Below are 15,517 nucleotides of genomic sequence, written 5' to 3' on the forward strand. Positions count from 1 at the left end.
GAACGCCGCGAACCCCATGTGGGAGCGGGCTTGCTCGCGAAGCAGACGCCTCGGTCTTTCAGGTGTGCACCAACATGCATAGCCCCTGCGCCGTCGTCCCCGTGTACAACCACGAAAGCGCCATCACCACGGTGGTCGATGCCCTGATCGCCAGCAACCTGCCGTGCATTCTGGTGGACGATGCCAGCAGCCCAAGCTGCGCCCGGGTGCTGGATCGCCTGGCCCAGCGTGAAATGGTTTACCTGATCCGGCTGGCCGAAAACCAGGGCAAGGGTGGCGCGGTCATGACCGGTTTGCGCGAAGCTTCGCGCCTGGGTTTCAGCCATGCCTTGCAGGTGGATGCAGATGGCCAGCACGATTTGCAGGACGTCAGGCGTTTCATCGAACAATCACGCCGCTACCCACGAGCGTTGATTTGCGGCTATCCGCAATATGACGCCAGCGTGCCGAAAGGCCGTTTGTATGCGCGCTACCTGACTCACGTCATGGTCTGGATCAACACCCTGTCATTGCAGATTCGCGACTCCATGTGCGGTTTCCGGGTTTACCCATTGCCGCCGGTCCTGGCGGTGATCGAGTCAGCGAAAATCGGCAAGCGCATGGACTTCGACTCGGACATCCTGGTGCGCCTGACCTGGCGCAATCAGCCGATGCAATGGCTGCAAACCAAAGTCCATTACCCGCTGGACGGCGTTTCGCATTTTCGGATGTTCCACGACAACGTCCTGATTTCCAGCATGCACACGCGGCTGTTCTTCGGCATGTTGCTGCGCGCGCCAGTGATCCTCTGGCGACGGTGGCGGGCATGAGTTCAGACAAGCAGCATTGGGCCGACCGCGAAGAACGGGGCAGTTTCTGGCTGATGAAGCTCACCGCGTTCGGTGCCAAAGTGCTGGGCCGTCGAGTACTGAGCCCAGTGTTGTACGGCATCGTGTTGTACTTTTTCCTGTTCGGCCGCAGCGCCCGACACAGCGCCTGGCAATACCAGCAACGCCTGGCCGACTGGAGCGGTCGCAGCGAACTGCGCCCGAGCCACTGGCGGGTGTTCGGCCAGTTCATGGCTTTCGCCGATTCCATGCTCGACAAACTCGACGTATGGAACGGCAAGCTGAGCATCGAACAGATCGAGATCATCGACCCGGCGCTGCTACGCGACCAGTTGCGCGGCGCCCGCGGGCAGATGCTGGTGGGCGCGCACCTGGGCAATCTGGAAGTCTGCCGCGCACTGGCGGAGCTCGGCGAGAAAGTCACGATGAACGTTCTGGTGCACACCAAGCACGCCGAACAGTTCAACCGTTTGCTGGGCGAAGCCGGGGCGACCAATTTGCGCCTGATCCAGGTCAGCGAACTGGACCCCGGGATCATGCTGCAACTGAGCGAGCGCCTGGAGCGCGGCGAGTGGCTGGCGATTGCCGGCGACCGCGTGCCATTGCATGGCGGACGCTGCGCGACCGTGGACTTCCTCGATCATCCGGCCAGGTTCCCCCAGGGCCCGTGGCTGCTGGCCGGCCTGCTGAAATGCCCGGTCAACCTGCTGCTGTGCCTGAAAAAGCCCGACGGCGACTATCGACTGACCATTGAACCCTTCGCTGACGCAATCACCTGGAAGCGCAGCGACCGTGAACAGGTCATTCATCAGTGGGCCTCCCGCTACGCCGAACGCTTGGGTCACTATTGCCTCGAAGCGCCCCAACAATGGTTCAACTTTTACCCTTTCTGGAAGACCGATGACGACGCCAACGCTTGAGCCGGTAACCTTCGGCGAACGCCCTTTGCGCATTGAAGATGTGCTGGCACTGGCCAACCGCAAGGTGCCGACGCAGTTGCAAAGCGACCCTGCCTACCGCGAGCGCATCGCCAAGGGCGCGCGTTTTCTGGACTCTCTGCTGGACAAGGAAGGCGTGATCTACGGCGTAACCACCGGCTATGGCGATTCCTGCGTGGTCGCGGTGCCGCTGCATCACGTCGAGGCGCTGCCCCGTCACCTGTACACCTTCCACGGCTGCGGCCTGGGCAAACTGCTCGACGCCCAGGCCACCCGCGCGGTACTGGCGGCGCGTTTGCAGTCGTTGTGCCACGGTGTTTCCGGGGTGCGCGTGGAGCTGCTGGAGCGCCTGCAGGCGTTCCTTGAACACGACATCCTGCCGCTGATTCCGGAGGAAGGTTCAGTGGGCGCCAGTGGTGACCTGACGCCACTTTCGTACGTTGCCGCCACGCTGTCCGGCGAACGCGAAGTGATGTTCCGCGGCGAGCGCCGGCAGGCTGCCGATGTGCACCGCGAACTCGGCTGGCAGCCACTGGTGTTGCGTCCAAAAGAAGCCCTGGCGCTGATGAACGGCACCGCGGTGATGACCGGTCTGGCCTGCCTGGCGTACGCCCGCGCCGATTACCTGCTGCATCTGGCCACGCGCATCACCGCGCTGAACGTGGTCGCCTTGCAAGGCAACCCGGAGCACTTCGACGAGCGCCTGTTCGCGACCAAGCCACACCCGGGGCAGATGCAGGTCGCCGCGTGGTTGCGCAAAGACCTGGCCATCGACGCGCCGACCGCACCACTGCATCGCCTGCAAGACCGTTATTCCCTGCGCTGCGCGCCCCATGTGCTGGGCGTACTGGCCGACAGCCTGAACTGGCTGCGTTCGTTCATCGAGATCGAGCTCAACAGCGCCAACGACAACCCGATCATCGACGCCGAGGCCGAGCGCGTGCTGCACGGTGGGCACTTCTACGGCGGGCACATCGCGTTCGCCATGGACAGCCTGAAAAACCTCGTGGCCAACGTCGCCGACCTGCTGGATCGGCAACTCGCGCTGCTGGTGGACGAGCGCTACAACCATGGCTTGCCGAGCAACCTGTCGGGCGCCACGGCCGACCGCGCCATGCTCAACCACGGCTTCAAGGCGGTGCAAATCGGCACCAGCGCCTGGACCGCCGAAGCGCTGAAGAACACCATGCCGGCCAGCGTCTTCTCGCGCTCCACCGAATGCCACAACCAGGACAAAGTGAGCATGGGCACCATCGCCGCCCGGGATGCGATCCGCGTGCTGGAACTCACCGAACAGGTGGCGGCCGCTACACTGCTGGCGGCCAATCAGGGCGTCTGGCTGCGCGGCCAGGCCGAAGATGCACGCCCCCTGCCACCCGCGTTGGCCACCATGCATGAAGCCTTGGCCAAGGACTTCCCACCGGTCATCGAAGACCGCGCACTGGAAGGCGAATTGCGCCTGTGCCTGCAACGCATCGCCGAACAACACTGGAGGCTGCATGCGTAGCAAGGGATTTCTCTACACCGACACGGAAATCGTCGTACCGTTCTTTGACGTCGACAGCATGCACGTGGTCTGGCACGGCCATTACGTCAAATACTTGGAAGTCGCCCGCTGTGCGCTGCTGGACAAGATCGGCCACAACTACACGGCGATGAACGAATCCGGCTATGCGTGGCCGGTGATCGACCTGCAACTGCGCTACGTGCGCGGGGCGGTGTTCGGCCAGAAACTCAACGTGCGCGCCAACCTGGTGGAGTGGGAGAACCGCTTGAAGATCAACTACCTGATCAGCGACCTGCAAACCGGTGAGCGCCTGACCCGGGCCATGTCGGTACAGGTCGCCGTCGACATTGCCAGCCGCGAGATGCAACTGGCCTCGCCGAAGGTCTTCACCGACGCTGTCGAGAAGGCCCTGCCATGATGTTCTGCCATCCCCGTTCCCCTGTAGGAGCGAGCCTGCTCGCGATGGTCGTTAACGATAACGCTGGGTATCTGACACCCCGTGGCGCCCTCAGGTTTTTCGCGAGCAAGCTCGCTCCTACAGTGTTCTGCGTGCTACTGGGCATTCCAGGGCTGGCCAGCGCCTTCGATCTGCAACAGCTCAGCGATCAACTGGCCAGACCCGAGGTGATCCACGGCAATTTCATCCAGGAAAAACACCTGCGCGCCCTGCCCCAGCCGCTGACCAGCAAGGGCACGTTCGTGCTGGCAAAAAACCACGGCCTGTTATGGCTGTTGAAAACGCCCTTGCAACAGGACTATCGCATCACCGCCAAAGGCATTGCCCGACGTGACGGCAGTGTTTGGCAAATGCTGCCGGGCAAAAGCGCCGGTGCCGAGCAGAACCGTTTGTTCCTCGCCGTGCTGCAAGGCGATAGCAGTGGCCTGCAACGGGATTTCGAGCTGTCCCTGAGCGGCGACGCGCAGAACTGGAAGCTCACGCTGCTGCCACGCTCGATGCTGCTCAAGCAGGTGTTCAACCAGATCAACATTACCGGCGCGGAACTGGTACACAGCATCGAACTGCTCGAGACCCAGGGCGACAGCACGTTGTTGCGCATGCAGGACAGCACCAGCACCCAACCGTTGAGCGACGCGGAGCAGCATGACTTTGCCGAGTGAACGGTGGTTGCCACGGCTGTTTCTGATCCTGCTGCTGGCAGTACTGGCGCTCGCCGGTTGGCAATGGCGTGACGGCGCGCCGCTGTCGGCCAACCTGATGGATCTGGTGCCCGGCACAGCGCCCGATGCCCTGGAACTGCGCGCCGAACAACGCATGCAAGAACCCCTGAACCGCGAAATGCTGGTGCTGGTCGGCCACAGCGATCGCCAGCAGGCCGTCGCCATGGCGCAGACACTCGGCGAGCAATGGCAGGCCAGCGGCGTGTTCGAAAAGGTCCAGTGGACCCTGCAAGCCGACTTGCCGGCGCTGCGCACGCAGTTGCTGCAAGGTCGCCTGGCGATGCTCCAGACGGCGGACCGACAACTTCTGATCGAGCACCCCGACACTTTTATCCAGCAGCGGGTGCAGGCGTTGTTCGACCCGTTCAACGGTTACAGCCTGGTGCCGAGCCAGGACGACTGGCTGGGCCTGACCGGGCGCATCCAGAACAGCCAGCCGCAACGTGGTTCGGTGCAACTGGACATCGGCAGCGGCGCCCTGGTCGCCGATGCCGATGGCAAGAGCTGGGTGCTGCTGCGCGCGCGCACCACCGGCAACGCCTTCGACATGAACCTGCCGCTGCAAGTGGCCGACCTGCTCAAGCACAGCCGCGAAGAAGCCGCCCGGCACGACGTGCAACTGCTCGCCGCCAGCGGCCTGTTGTACGCAGCCAGCGGGCAGCAGCAGGCCGCCCGGGAGATGACCTGGGTCGGCGGCGGTGCCACCGTGGGGATTTTGTTGCTGCTGCTGTTGGCCTTCCGGCGCTGGCGCGTTTTGCTGGCCTTCGTGCCGGTGCTGGTGGGCATGCTCTTCGGTGCGGTGGCCTGCGTGGCGTTGTTCGGCCATATGCACGTGATGACCCTGGTGCTGGGTTCGAGCCTGATTGGTGTCGCGGTCGACTACCCCCTGCATTACCTGTCCAAGAGCTGGAGCCTGAAACCCTGGCGCAGCTGGCCAGCCCTGCGCCTGACCCTGCCGGGCTTGACCCTGAGCCTGATCACCAGCGGCATCGGTTACCTGGCCCTGGCCTGGACACCCTTCCCGGCGCTGACCCAGATTGCCGCGTTCTCTGCCGCAGGGTTGCTCGGCGCCTATTTGTCCGCCGTGTGCCTGCTGCCGGCATTGCTCAAGGGCGTTGACCTGCGCCCGGCGCACTGGCCATTGCGCGTTTGCGAGTTTTTGCTGGGTTGTCGTGAAGCGCTGCTCAAACAGCTGAAAACGCCAGTCTTGCTGGCGCTGCTGGTCGCCTTTTGCGTGGGCGGCCTGTTGCAGCTGAGCAGCAAAAACGACATCCGCCAGTGGATCAGCGCACCGCAACAATTGACCGACGAAGCCCAGGCCATTGCCCGAATCACCGGCTATCAACCCACCAGCCAGTTCTTCCTGATACGCGCCGCCAATCAGCAGCAACTGCTCGAGCGCCAGACCGCTCTGAGAGAACGACTGGATCAATTGACAGGCCTGGAAAAGCTCCAGGGTTATCTGTCGCTCAATCAACTGGTCAGCCCGCCGAACGAACAGCAACAGGTGCGCGCAGCGTTGAGCAAACTGTCTTCGTTCTGGCAACCCTTGCTCGAAGTCGGCGTACCGGTCGAGGCGCTGCAAGCCGAGCTGACGAAGCTTCAGGCATTGCCGACCGTGGACATCGAAGCAGCGCTCAGCGGCCCGTTGGCAGAACCCTACCGGGCCCTGTGGCTGGGGCCGACCGAAGACGGCGTGGCGGCAATGGTCAGCCTGCAAGGCATCAACAACACGGCCCTGCTGCGGCTCCAGGGCGAGGATTTACCCGGCGTGACACTGGTGGATCGACTGGGTGAGTTGAACAACGTCTTCGCGGCCACCCAAATCAGTGCCGCGGAACTGAAACTCGCCTCCTGCGTGTTGATCGTGCTGGTACTGATCCTGCCATTCGGCCTCGGCGGTGCGTTGCGCATCGTGTCCCTGCCCCTGCTGGCGGCGTTGTGCAGCCTGGCCAGCCTCGGCTGGCTAGGGCAGCCGTTGACCCTGTTCAGCCTGTTCGGCCTGCTGCTGGTGACGGCGATCAGCGTCGATTACGCGATCCTGATGCGCGAACAGGTCGGCGGCGCAGCCGTGAGCCTGCTGGGCACCCTGCTGGCGGCATTGACCACCTGGCTGTCGTTCGGCCTGCTGGCGGTATCGAGCACCCCGGCGGTGAGCAACTTCGGACTGTCGGTGAGCCTGGGCCTGATCTTCAGCTTCCTGCTCGCACCGTGGGCCGGTCGCCAGGTGCATGAGCCCACGGCCGTGGAGCGGGCAACATGATGGTCGTTCTGTTCTGGGCGATGGCACTGGTGTTGTTCGCCTTGGCGACCCGTGTCGGCCGGCATTTCGGCCTGATCCCCATCGTCAGCCAGTTGTTGCTGGCGACCCTCGGCTTGCCGCTGTTGATGTATTTCTGGATCGAGCCCCAATGGCAATTGAGCGGTGCGCAGCTGGTGTCGCCGGGCTGGCTGAAGCACCTCTACAGCCTGAGCTTTGCCCTGTTGCTGGGCTACATCCTCAGCGATGTGATCGACCTGCAACTGGATCGCCAAAGCCTGAAAATCGCCCTGCCCAGCTTTTGCATTCCGTTTGCCTGCGGCCTGGCCACGGCCGTCTGGTTGTTGCCGCCGCAACCGTGGATCAGTTCGCTGGCCGTCGGCCTGTTGTTCGCCATCACCGCGATTCCGGTGTTGTACCTGTACCTGCGGCACATCGATTACCCGCCCGCCGCCACCCGGCGACTGGTGCAAACCGCGATCCTCATCGACCTCGCCTGCTGGACCCTGTTCGGTATCGCCCAGGGCAGCCTGCACCTGAGCAGCCTGTTGCTGCCCCTGGCCGGCGCGTGCCTCCCGGTGCTGCTGCGGCTGCTGGGCCTGCGCCAGACGTGGCTCTACAGCCTGAGCTTTTTCGCCCTGCTGGTCGTCGCCGAACACTTCAAGCTCAATGCGCTGATTTTCGGCATCGGCTATGTGTTGATCATGGCCGCGCTGAAAGCCCCGCTGGTCCTGCCGTTGCCGGCCATGTGGATGAGCCGCTTGCAGACGTACATCGCCATCCCGCTGATCCTCACGTTCGGCATCGTGCAGATCAACGTGCACAGCGCGATGGACAGCCTCGGCTGGATGCAACTGGTCGCCCTGCTGCTGTTGCCGATGCTGAGCAAACTGCTGGGCAACTGGCTCGGCCTCGGCTGGGCCGGGGCCTCGTTCCAGGGTGCCAGCCGCTGGCGGGAAAGTGTGCTGCTGAACATCCGTGGCTTGAGCGAGATCGTTTTTCTCAACCTGCTGCTGCAACAGCAACTCATCAGCCCGCCGCTGTACTTTGCCCTGATGCTGATGGGCCTGATCGCTACACTGCTGCCAGCCCTGACCGGCATGCACCGTATCCCCCTGAAAGCCGCTGTCCCCGCAAGGAGCCCCCATGCCAACCGTTGAGATGGAATGCCGCCAGGTCGTGATCATCGGCGCCGGACCTTCCGGCGCCATCGCCGCCGCGTTGCTCAAGCGCAAGGGACACGATGTGCTGGTGATCGAGCGGCAGCATTTTCCACGGTTTTCCATCGGCGAAAGCCTGTTGGCCCATTGCCTGGATTTCGTCGAAGAAGCGGGCATGCTCGACGCCGTCAACGCCGCCGGCTTCCAGCTGAAAACCGGTGCCGCGTTTGCCTGGGGCGAGCGCTACAGCGCCTTCGATTTCGGCGAGACGTTCAGCCACGGCAAATCGACGACGTTTCAGGTCCAGCGCGCCGATTTCGATAAGCTGCTGGCCGATCAGGCCGCGCTGCAAGGCGTGGAGATCCGCTATGGCGAAACAATCGTCAGCGTCGACATTGCCCCGGGGAAACCGCAGCTCGGCGTGCGCCGCGAAGACGGTAGCGAGTACCGCATCGAGGCTGACTTCCTGCTCGATGCGAGCGGTTACGGCCGCGTGCTGCCGCGCTTGCTCGACCTCGAGGCGCCGTCGAACTTCCCGGTGCGCCGAGCCGTGTTCACTCACGTCGAAGACCGTATCGACCTCCCGGCCTTCGACCGCAGCAAGATCCTGGTGACCACTCATCCGACCCAGCGCGATGTGTGGTTCTGGACCATCCCGTTCAGCAACGGGCGCTGCTCGGTCGGCGTGGTCGTCGCAGAGGAGCGTTTCGCAGGCCGCAGCGACGATCTGGACGAGTGCCTGCGCGGCTTTATCGCCGAGACGCCAAGCTTGGCCCGCGTGTTGCAAAATGCGCAGTGGGACACCGAGGCCCGAACCATCGGCGGTTACTCGGCCAACGTCAAAACCCTGCACGGCCCGGGCTTCGCGCTGCTGGGCAATGCCGCGGAATTCCTCGACCCGGTGTTTTCCTCCGGAGTGACCATCGCCATGCGTTCGGCGAGCATGGCGGCTGGGGTATTGCACCGTCAGCTGCAAGGCGAAGCCGTCGACTGGCAAACCGAGTTCGCCGAACCGCTCAAGCGCGGCGTCGACACGTTCCGCTGCTATGTCGAAGGCTGGTACGCGGGGACATTCCAGGACGTGATTTTCCATGAGAGCAGTTCACCGGAAATCCGCGGGATGATCAGTTCCATTCTTGCCGGGTATGCCTGGGACCGACGCAATCCGTTCGTCAGCGCAGCCAGGCGCCGGTTGAAGGCGATTTCGGAATTCTGTGCAAGGGATGCGTCATGAACTACTTGAGCGACAACTACGTCGAAGAAACCCGTTTCGGTTTGTGGTTCCTGCGCAGCCAGATCTGGCAACACTATGTGCTGCGGTTGGCGATCAACGACTTGCACAACCTGTTCAGCGAAGCGCTGCCTGTCAGCCCGGTGCTGCTGGATGCCGGTTGCGGCCAGGGCAAGTCATTCCCGCTGCTGCGCCAGGCCTTTGCGCCCGGTCGTCTGATTGGCGTCGATGCTGATCCACAAAGCCTGATCCAGAGCCGCGAAGAAGCGGCCCGCCAAGGCATGGAAGTGGAGTTGATCGGCGGCGACTGCGCCAGCCTGAACCTGCCGGACGCCAGTATCGACCTGCTGTTCTGTCACCAGACCTTCCATCACCTGGTGGAGCAGGAACAGGCACTGGCCGAGTTCTACCGCGTACTCAAACCCGGCGGTTATCTGCTGTTCGCCGAATCCACCGAGGCTTACATTGATACCTGGGTGATCCGCTGGTTGTTTCGCCACCCCATGCACGTGCAGAAAAGCGCTGCGCAGTACCTGCAAATGATTCGCCGGCAAGGTTTCGAATTTACCGCGCAAAACGTGTCTTATCCGTATCTGTGGTGGAGTCGCGCCAAGGATTTCGGCCTGCTCGAATATTTGGGTGTGTGCAAGCCAAAACCCTTTGGCCAACGGGAAGAAACCCTGGTCAATGTGGTGGCGCGCAAACCGTTTGAAGGAACTGAGTGATGTTCATTGCCAACCGCTTGAAACACCAAACCTGTGGGAGCGGGCTCGCTCGCGATAGCGGTGGGTCAGTCAATATCAATGTTGAATGTATCGCCGCCATCGCGAGCAAGCTCGCTCCCACAGGGGTAACCGGTGTTATGCGATTTCTGTTGCTTGCCGTAGCCCTGCTTTTGAGCGCCTGCGCCGGCCGGGCGCCGCTGCCCGAGCAAAACCCGGATCTGCCGTTGCCGCTGCAATTGCACATCCAGCGCGGGCTGGCCGAAGAACGCCAGGACTGGGTGCTGGTGATCCAGCGTGAAGAGACGGGTATTCGCTGGTCGATGATGGACCTGTTGGGCATTCCCCAGGCCCGCCAGAAATTGATCGATAAAACCTGGGAGTCCGATGGTTTCCTGCCGCCCAATCCGCAAGCCCGGGAACTGTTCGCGGCGCTGCTGTTTGCGCTGACGCCGCAAGAAGAACTGGCGGCCAACTATCCCGGCGCCTGGCAGTACGGCAGACAACGGTCCCTGCCCGAGCGCTGGGACATTCGCTACGCACAACCGCAGAACTTTGAATTGAAGCTACCGCATGGTCCGAGCTATCAAGTCACGCCCCTGAGCGGTGAAACGCCATGACGGCTTACCTCAATGCCCTAGGATTGGTCTGCGCGCTGGGCCGTGACAGGCAGGAAGTCGCCCGCAACCTGTTTGCCGGCGACTGCGGCGGCATGCGCGAACAAACCGGGTGGGTGCCGCAACGCACGCTGCCGGTCGGTGCGGTCCTGGGCAAACTGGCAAGCATTCCGGCCGACATGTCGCGCCATCACAGTCGCAACAATCAGTTGTTGCTGGAGGCCACGCTGCAAATCCGCGCGGACATCGACAGCGCGATCCAGACCTACGGCCGCGACCGCATCGGTGTCGTGCTGGGCACCAGCACCTCGGGTATCGACGAGGCCAGCCAGGGCCTGGCGCATTACCTGCGTGAAAAGCAGTTCCCTGCCGAGTACGACTATCAGCAACAGGAACTCGGGGCGCCGGCGAACTTCCTCGCCGAGTGGCTGCAATTGAGCGGGCCGACCTATGTCATTTCCACGGCCTGCACCTCCAGCGCCCGGGCCTTGATGAGCGCCCAGCGCCTGTTGGACCTGGGCATGTGCGACGCGGTGCTGTGTGGCGGTGTCGACACCTTGTGCAAGCTGACACTCAACGGTTTCTCGGCGCTCGAAGCGGTCTCGGAACAACGCTGCAATCCGTTTTCGGTGAACCGCAATGGCATCAACATTGGCGAAGCAGCGGTGCTGTTCCTGATGACCAGACGTGCAGCCGACAGCCAGGCGATTGCCTTGCTCGGCAGCGGCGCCAGTTCCGATGCGCATCACATCTCCGCCCCAGAGCCGACTGGTCGTGGCGCCCTGCAAGCGATGCGCAAAGCCCTGGGCCGCGCCAACCTGCAACCGGAGCAGATCGCTTATCTGAACCTGCACGGCACCGCCACCCAGCACAACGACGCCATGGAAAGCCAGGCCGTGGCGACCCTGTTCCCGGCTGGCGTACCCTGTTCGTCGAGCAAACCCATGACCGGTCACACCCTCGGTGCCGCCGGGGCGCTGGAAGCGGCGTTCTGCTGGTTGAGCCTGAGCCCGGACAATCGCGAGCATGCCCTGCCACCCCACGTCTGGGACGGACAGCCCGATCCCGAATTGCCGCCGCTGCAATGGGTGACCCCGGCCACTCGCCTGACGTCCATTGCACCCCGCTACCTGATGAGCAATTCCTTTGCCTTCGGTGGCAACAACGTCAGCCTGATTATCGGAGACGCCCCATGATTGACTGGCCGATCGCCGAACTGCTGCCCCACGCGGGTGACATGATTCTTATCGATCAGATCCTGGCGTTCGATGAAGAGCAGATTCACACGCGCCTGACCGTCAAGCCCGATGGCCTGTTCAACCTCCCCGACGGCAGCCTGCCGGCCTGGGTCGGCATCGAACTGATGGCCCAGAGCGTGGCCGCCTTCGCCGGTTGCCATGCGCGCCAGCGCGGTGATGAGGTGGAATTGGGCTTCCTGCTTGGCAGCCGAAAATTCGAATGCAACGTCGAAAACTTTCCGGCCGGCACCGAGTTGACCATCCACGGTATTCGCTCCCTGGAAGACGATAACGGCATGGGCGTGTTCGAATGCCACATCAACGCCCCCGGCATTCACGTTACCGCCCGTCTGAATGTGTTCCGCCCACCCCAGGCCGCTCAATATCTCCATGAACCCGAAGGAGTCCAGTGATGACTGAATCCGTACTGGTCACCGGTTCCAGCCGTGGTATCGGCCGCGCCATCGCCTTGCGCCTGGCCCAGGCCGGGCACGACATCGTGTTGCATTGCCGCAGCGGCCTGGCCGACGCCGAAGCCGTCAAGGCCGAAGTCGAGGCCTTGGGCCGTCGTGCGCGCATCCTGCAGTTCGACGTGGCCGACCGCGCCCGCTGCAAGGAAATTCTCGAAGCCGACGTGGAAACCCATGGCGCCTATTACGGTGTGGTACTCAATGCCGGCCTGACCCGCGACGGTGCCTTTCCCGCCCTTAGCGAGGAGGATTGGGATGTTGTGATGCGCACCAACCTCGACGGTTTCTACAACGTGCTGCACCCGGTGATGATGCCGATGATCCGTCGTCGCGCCGCCGGGCGGATTGTCTGCATCACCTCGGTGTCGGGTTTGATCGGCAACCGTGGCCAGGTCAACTACAGCGCCTCAAAGGCCGGCTTGATCGGCGCGGCCAAGGCATTGGCGATCGAGTTGGGCAAGCGCAAAATCACCGTTAACTGTGTCGCACCCGGCCTGATCGACACAGCCATGCTCGACGAGAATGTGCCGGTGGAAGAACTGATGAAAATGATCCCCGCACAACGCATGGGCACCCCTGAAGAGGTGGCCGGCGCGGTGAATTTCCTGATGTCGGCGGAAGCCTCGTACATCACCCGGCAGGTTCTGGCCGTCAACGGAGGCCTGTGCTGATGAAGCGCGTCGTCGTCACCGGCATGGCCGGTATCACCTCACTGGGCAGCGACTGGGACACCATCGCCGGAAATTTCGCGGCCAACCGCAGCGGCATCCGCCGGATGGACGAGTGGGATCGTTTTACCGAACTCAACACGCGCCTGGCTGGCCCCATCGATGACTTCAAGGTGCCAAGCCACTGGACCCGCAAGCAACTGCGCAGCATGGGCCGGGTCTCACGGCTTGCCGTGGGTGCGGCGGAGATGGCGCTGGCCGACGCCGGCCTGCTGGGCGACGAATCGATCAAGGACGGGCGCATGGGCGTCGCCTGCGGCTCCTCGACCGGCAGCACCGACGAGATCAAGGCGTTCGGCAACATGCTGCTCAACTCAGTGGCCGAAGGCCTGAACGCCAACTCCTACGTGCGGATGATGCCGCACACCACCGCGGCCAATATCAGCATCTTCTTCGGCCTCACCGGTCGCTTGATCCCGACGTCCAGCGCCTGCACCAGCGGCAGCCAGGGCATCGGCTATGCCTACGAGGCGATCAAGTTCGGGCGCCTGCCGCTGATGCTCGCCGGCGGTGCCGAGGAACTGTGCCCGACCGAAGCCATGGTCTTCGACGCGCTCTACGCCACCAGCCTGAAAAACGACACCCCACAACGCAGCCCGCGCCCTTACGACACCGCACGCGACGGCCTGGTGATCGGCGAAGGCGGCGGCATGCTGGTGCTCGAAGAGCTGGAACACGCCCTGGCCCGTGGCGCCCGCATCCATGCCGAGATCGTCGGTTTCGGCAGCAACGCCGACGGCCAGCACACCACCCGTCCCGAGCAAATAACCATGCGCCGCGCCATGGAACTGGCCCTGGAGGACGCCGGGCTGGAACCTTCGGACATCGGCTACGTCAACGGCCACGGCACAGCCACCGAACAGGGCGACATTGCCGAAACCCTGGCCACCAGCAGCCTGTTCGGCGAGCACATGCCGATCAGCTCGCAGAAAAGCTTCCTCGGCCACACCCTCGGCGCCTGCGGTGCGCTGGAGTCCTGGTTCAGCATTGAAATGATGAACCGCGACCTGTACGCCCACACCTTCAACCTCGACGAAGTCGACCCGCACTGCGGCAAGCTCGACTACCTGCGCGGCGAGTTTCGGCAGATGAGCAACCAGTACGTGATGAACAACAACTTTGCGTTTGGCGGGGTTAATACGTCGCTGATTTTCAAGCGCTGGCCGTAACCTGAAATATTCCCCCTGTAGGAGCGAGCCTGCTCGCGAAAAACGTCCGGGCAACGCGTTCATTCAGGCTGCCCGCGTTATCGTTGACGCCCATCGCGAGCAGGCTCGCTCCTACAGAGGTTTACGGTGGGTCGAGGTTATCCAGCACCCGATTCACCGCCAGCTCCCCCAACATGATCGACTGCTGAATCCCCAACAGTGTGTGGCCCTGTGATCCCTTCAGGCCTCTGGCGAAGTCACTGGCCATGACATTGGCTGATGCCAGCGACATACAGGCGTATTCCAGCAAGGTGTGGTTGTCGATGTCGGGGGCAATGAGGAAGATCGTGCCGGGTTGGCGTGGCGCGTCTGGATCGGTATCCGGTGGCTTTGGCGTATGGGTCATGATTCAGCGTCCTGAAAAAGAAGGGTGGCAGCTGTACGCAGGTTAGTAGACCGGTCCACATCAATCCGGCGCACCCGAAGGCGCCCTGCGCACAGCTACCGTCAAGGGCAGGTATAGAGATACCTGCCTATCAGGAGCGCCAATGCGCTAGATATGGAAAGCGGGCTACTAAACCCGACCACTGACAATCAGTGACGCGAATCAAGTTAGCGATGCCCCTCAAAGCGCACAAGCCGGCGGATTCTGGAGTAGTTGTAGGTAACGCCGCAAGGCGCTGTAGCCTGTCGGAAGCACTTCAGAAAAGTCCCACAAACAGTGGTGAAGCTTCTGATCTTCTGTAGGAGCGAGCTCGCTCGCGATGGTCGTTAACGATGACACGTGTTTCCTGGATGCACGCGGCGCTCTTTAGTCCATCGCGAGCAGGCTCGCTCCTACAGTGACTCACCTTCCTCGGATTCAACGTTTTCAGAAACACCAGAAACGACAAAGGGCGCCTTTCGGCGCCCCTTCACAGACAGGTCGGCTTGTCATCGCCCTGTACCTGCCTGGCTCTGCGATGGCTGGTTGCCCAGGATCCTCAGAGTCTCACAAGCCCCTTTCGGGAACATTGGCAGTATTGCCCGAATGGGCATCGTAGACAACAGGTGGCAACTCGCCTGTCTGTGTCAATTTCGCTGCCATCACAGCCCCAGCGCCCTGCGCACCGCGACTTTGATTGCGTGGAACTCATCTGTTTCAAGCTGTGAAATGACGTAAACACGATTTCCCTTTCGATCTCGACTCTTGATTCGGTCAAGCCTGGAGAGACTCACTGTCGCGACCATATCGCATTTTGCCCAACAGGTCGGGGACGCTCCTTGTAAATAACTGGGTAGCTCCAAATGGTGTTCAAGAATACAGTCCGGAGCGGTGGTACTCAGCGGCACGACCGTAACCAACAAGCTGTTGGTCCTGTGTTTGCGAATCACAATGACCGGTCTGATCTTGACCATTTCAGGAATCTCATAGCCCCTGAAATCACAAATCAGCACGCTGCCTTCCTTTGGTTGATATAGAAGTGGCATCCATGGCACTCGGCTAAAAAGA

The 15,517-nt window shown here is 62.4% G+C and carries 16 protein-coding genes; 14 read left to right on the forward strand and 2 right to left on the reverse strand.

The window, feature by feature from the left end; all coding sequences use genetic code 11:
* Positions 1–74: 74 nt before the first annotated feature.
* From AC1RDQ_RS11395 to AC1RDQ_RS11460, 14 genes are read left to right on the forward strand one after another with little or no spacing between them, the layout of a single operon-like run.
* The gene (locus tag AC1RDQ_RS11395) at positions 75–809 is read left to right on the forward strand and encodes a glycosyltransferase family 2 protein (protein ID WP_057712316.1); all 735 of its coding nucleotides are present in this window, start codon (positions 75–77) and stop codon (positions 807–809) included.
* Entirely contained in the window at positions 806–1,747 is a 942-nt protein-coding gene (locus AC1RDQ_RS11400) for a lysophospholipid acyltransferase family protein (protein WP_407515026.1), read from the forward strand. The genes AC1RDQ_RS11395 and AC1RDQ_RS11400 overlap by 4 nt, the downstream gene beginning before the upstream one ends.
* The gene (locus AC1RDQ_RS11405; protein WP_150811934.1) at positions 1,728–3,272 is read left to right on the forward strand and encodes an HAL/PAL/TAL family ammonia-lyase; all 1,545 of its coding nucleotides are present in this window, start codon (positions 1,728–1,730) and stop codon (positions 3,270–3,272) included. The genes AC1RDQ_RS11400 and AC1RDQ_RS11405 overlap by 20 nt, the downstream gene beginning before the upstream one ends.
* Complete coding sequence (locus tag AC1RDQ_RS11410) at positions 3,265–3,690, forward strand: acyl-CoA thioesterase (RefSeq protein ID WP_057712319.1); 426 nt, start codon at positions 3,265–3,267, stop codon at positions 3,688–3,690. Before AC1RDQ_RS11405 ends, AC1RDQ_RS11410 begins: the two co-directional genes overlap by 8 nt.
* Complete coding sequence (locus AC1RDQ_RS11415; RefSeq protein WP_492587284.1) at positions 3,687–4,391, forward strand: outer membrane lipoprotein carrier protein LolA; 705 nt, start codon at positions 3,687–3,689, stop codon at positions 4,389–4,391. Before AC1RDQ_RS11410 ends, AC1RDQ_RS11415 begins: the two co-directional genes overlap by 4 nt.
* A complete protein-coding gene (locus AC1RDQ_RS11420) occupies positions 4,375–6,714 on the forward strand; it encodes an MMPL family transporter (protein WP_492587286.1) in 2,340 nt (779 codons plus the stop codon). The genes AC1RDQ_RS11415 and AC1RDQ_RS11420 overlap by 17 nt, the downstream gene beginning before the upstream one ends.
* Positions 6,711–7,871, forward strand: coding sequence for a hypothetical protein (locus AC1RDQ_RS11425; protein WP_057712322.1), 1,161 nt, complete (start codon positions 6,711–6,713; stop codon positions 7,869–7,871). The genes AC1RDQ_RS11420 and AC1RDQ_RS11425 overlap by 4 nt, the downstream gene beginning before the upstream one ends.
* Positions 7,858–9,105, forward strand: coding sequence for an NAD(P)/FAD-dependent oxidoreductase (locus AC1RDQ_RS11430; protein ID WP_492587287.1), 1,248 nt, complete (start codon positions 7,858–7,860; stop codon positions 9,103–9,105). The genes AC1RDQ_RS11425 and AC1RDQ_RS11430 overlap by 14 nt, the downstream gene beginning before the upstream one ends.
* On the forward strand, positions 9,102–9,827 hold the full coding sequence (locus AC1RDQ_RS11435) for a class I SAM-dependent methyltransferase (protein ID WP_057712324.1): 726 nt from the start codon (positions 9,102–9,104) through the stop codon (positions 9,825–9,827). Before AC1RDQ_RS11430 ends, AC1RDQ_RS11435 begins: the two co-directional genes overlap by 4 nt.
* Positions 9,827–10,444 (forward strand): hypothetical protein, encoded by a 618-nt coding sequence (locus AC1RDQ_RS11440; RefSeq protein WP_492587289.1) that lies wholly within the window; start codon positions 9,827–9,829, stop codon positions 10,442–10,444. Before AC1RDQ_RS11435 ends, AC1RDQ_RS11440 begins: the two co-directional genes overlap by 1 nt.
* Positions 10,441–11,637 (forward strand): beta-ketoacyl-[acyl-carrier-protein] synthase family protein, encoded by a 1,197-nt coding sequence (locus AC1RDQ_RS11445; RefSeq protein WP_349734620.1) that lies wholly within the window; start codon positions 10,441–10,443, stop codon positions 11,635–11,637. Before AC1RDQ_RS11440 ends, AC1RDQ_RS11445 begins: the two co-directional genes overlap by 4 nt.
* On the forward strand, positions 11,634–12,092 hold the full coding sequence (locus tag AC1RDQ_RS11450) for a hotdog family protein (RefSeq protein ID WP_492587291.1): 459 nt from the start codon (positions 11,634–11,636) through the stop codon (positions 12,090–12,092). The genes AC1RDQ_RS11445 and AC1RDQ_RS11450 overlap by 4 nt, the downstream gene beginning before the upstream one ends.
* Entirely contained in the window at positions 12,092–12,820 is a 729-nt protein-coding gene (fabG, locus tag AC1RDQ_RS11455; RefSeq protein ID WP_102671137.1) for a 3-oxoacyl-ACP reductase FabG, read from the forward strand. The genes AC1RDQ_RS11450 and fabG overlap by 1 nt, the downstream gene beginning before the upstream one ends.
* Positions 12,820–14,046 carry a beta-ketoacyl-ACP synthase gene (locus AC1RDQ_RS11460; RefSeq protein ID WP_154861171.1) on the forward strand — a complete coding sequence of 409 codons (1,227 nt, stop codon included), beginning with the start codon at positions 12,820–12,822 and terminating at the stop codon, positions 14,044–14,046. Before fabG ends, AC1RDQ_RS11460 begins: the two co-directional genes overlap by 1 nt.
* Before the next feature lie 121 nt (positions 14,047–14,167).
* On the opposite strand, the gene AC1RDQ_RS11465 is transcribed toward AC1RDQ_RS11460, so the two are convergent.
* Both AC1RDQ_RS11465 and AC1RDQ_RS11470 read right to left on the reverse strand, forming a co-directional pair.
* On the reverse strand, positions 14,168–14,431 hold the full coding sequence (locus AC1RDQ_RS11465; RefSeq protein ID WP_090452716.1) for a DUF6124 family protein: 264 nt from the start codon (positions 14,429–14,431) through the stop codon (positions 14,168–14,170).
* A gap of 680 nt (positions 14,432–15,111) precedes the next feature.
* Entirely contained in the window at positions 15,112–15,495 is a 384-nt protein-coding gene (locus tag AC1RDQ_RS11470; protein ID WP_492587293.1) for a type II toxin-antitoxin system PemK/MazF family toxin, read from the reverse strand.
* Positions 15,496–15,517: the final 22 nt, after the last annotated feature.

The organism is Pseudomonas sp. GW823-FHT02E01 (assembly GCF_058797535.1).

Coding starts and splice junctions, on each gene's coding strand:
- AC1RDQ_RS11460 (WP_154861171.1), top strand. CDS start 12,820: ATGAAGCGCGTCGTCGTCACCGGCATGGCCGGTATCACCTCACTGGGC.
- AC1RDQ_RS11445 (WP_349734620.1), top strand. CDS start 10,441: ATGACGGCTTACCTCAATGCCCTAGGATTGGTCTGCGCGCTGGGCCGT.
- AC1RDQ_RS11405 (WP_150811934.1), top strand. CDS start 1,728: ATGACGACGCCAACGCTTGAGCCGGTAACCTTCGGCGAACGCCCTTTG.
- AC1RDQ_RS11420 (WP_492587286.1), top strand. CDS start 4,375: ATGACTTTGCCGAGTGAACGGTGGTTGCCACGGCTGTTTCTGATCCTG.
- AC1RDQ_RS11450 (WP_492587291.1), top strand. CDS start 11,634: ATGATTGACTGGCCGATCGCCGAACTGCTGCCCCACGCGGGTGACATG.
- fabG (WP_102671137.1), top strand. CDS start 12,092: ATGACTGAATCCGTACTGGTCACCGGTTCCAGCCGTGGTATCGGCCGC.
- AC1RDQ_RS11430 (WP_492587287.1), top strand. CDS start 7,858: ATGCCAACCGTTGAGATGGAATGCCGCCAGGTCGTGATCATCGGCGCC.
- AC1RDQ_RS11440 (WP_492587289.1), top strand. CDS start 9,827: ATGTTCATTGCCAACCGCTTGAAACACCAAACCTGTGGGAGCGGGCTC.
- AC1RDQ_RS11415 (WP_492587284.1), top strand. CDS start 3,687: ATGATGTTCTGCCATCCCCGTTCCCCTGTAGGAGCGAGCCTGCTCGCG.
- AC1RDQ_RS11410 (WP_057712319.1), top strand. CDS start 3,265: ATGCGTAGCAAGGGATTTCTCTACACCGACACGGAAATCGTCGTACCG.
- AC1RDQ_RS11395 (WP_057712316.1), top strand. CDS start 75: ATGCATAGCCCCTGCGCCGTCGTCCCCGTGTACAACCACGAAAGCGCC.
- AC1RDQ_RS11470 (WP_492587293.1), bottom strand. CDS start 15,495: ATGCCACTTCTATATCAACCAAAGGAAGGCAGCGTGCTGATTTGTGAT.
- AC1RDQ_RS11425 (WP_057712322.1), top strand. CDS start 6,711: ATGATGGTCGTTCTGTTCTGGGCGATGGCACTGGTGTTGTTCGCCTTG.
- AC1RDQ_RS11435 (WP_057712324.1), top strand. CDS start 9,102: ATGAACTACTTGAGCGACAACTACGTCGAAGAAACCCGTTTCGGTTTG.
- AC1RDQ_RS11465 (WP_090452716.1), bottom strand. CDS start 14,431: ATGACCCATACGCCAAAGCCACCGGATACCGATCCAGACGCGCCACGC.
- AC1RDQ_RS11400 (WP_407515026.1), top strand. CDS start 806: ATGAGTTCAGACAAGCAGCATTGGGCCGACCGCGAAGAACGGGGCAGT.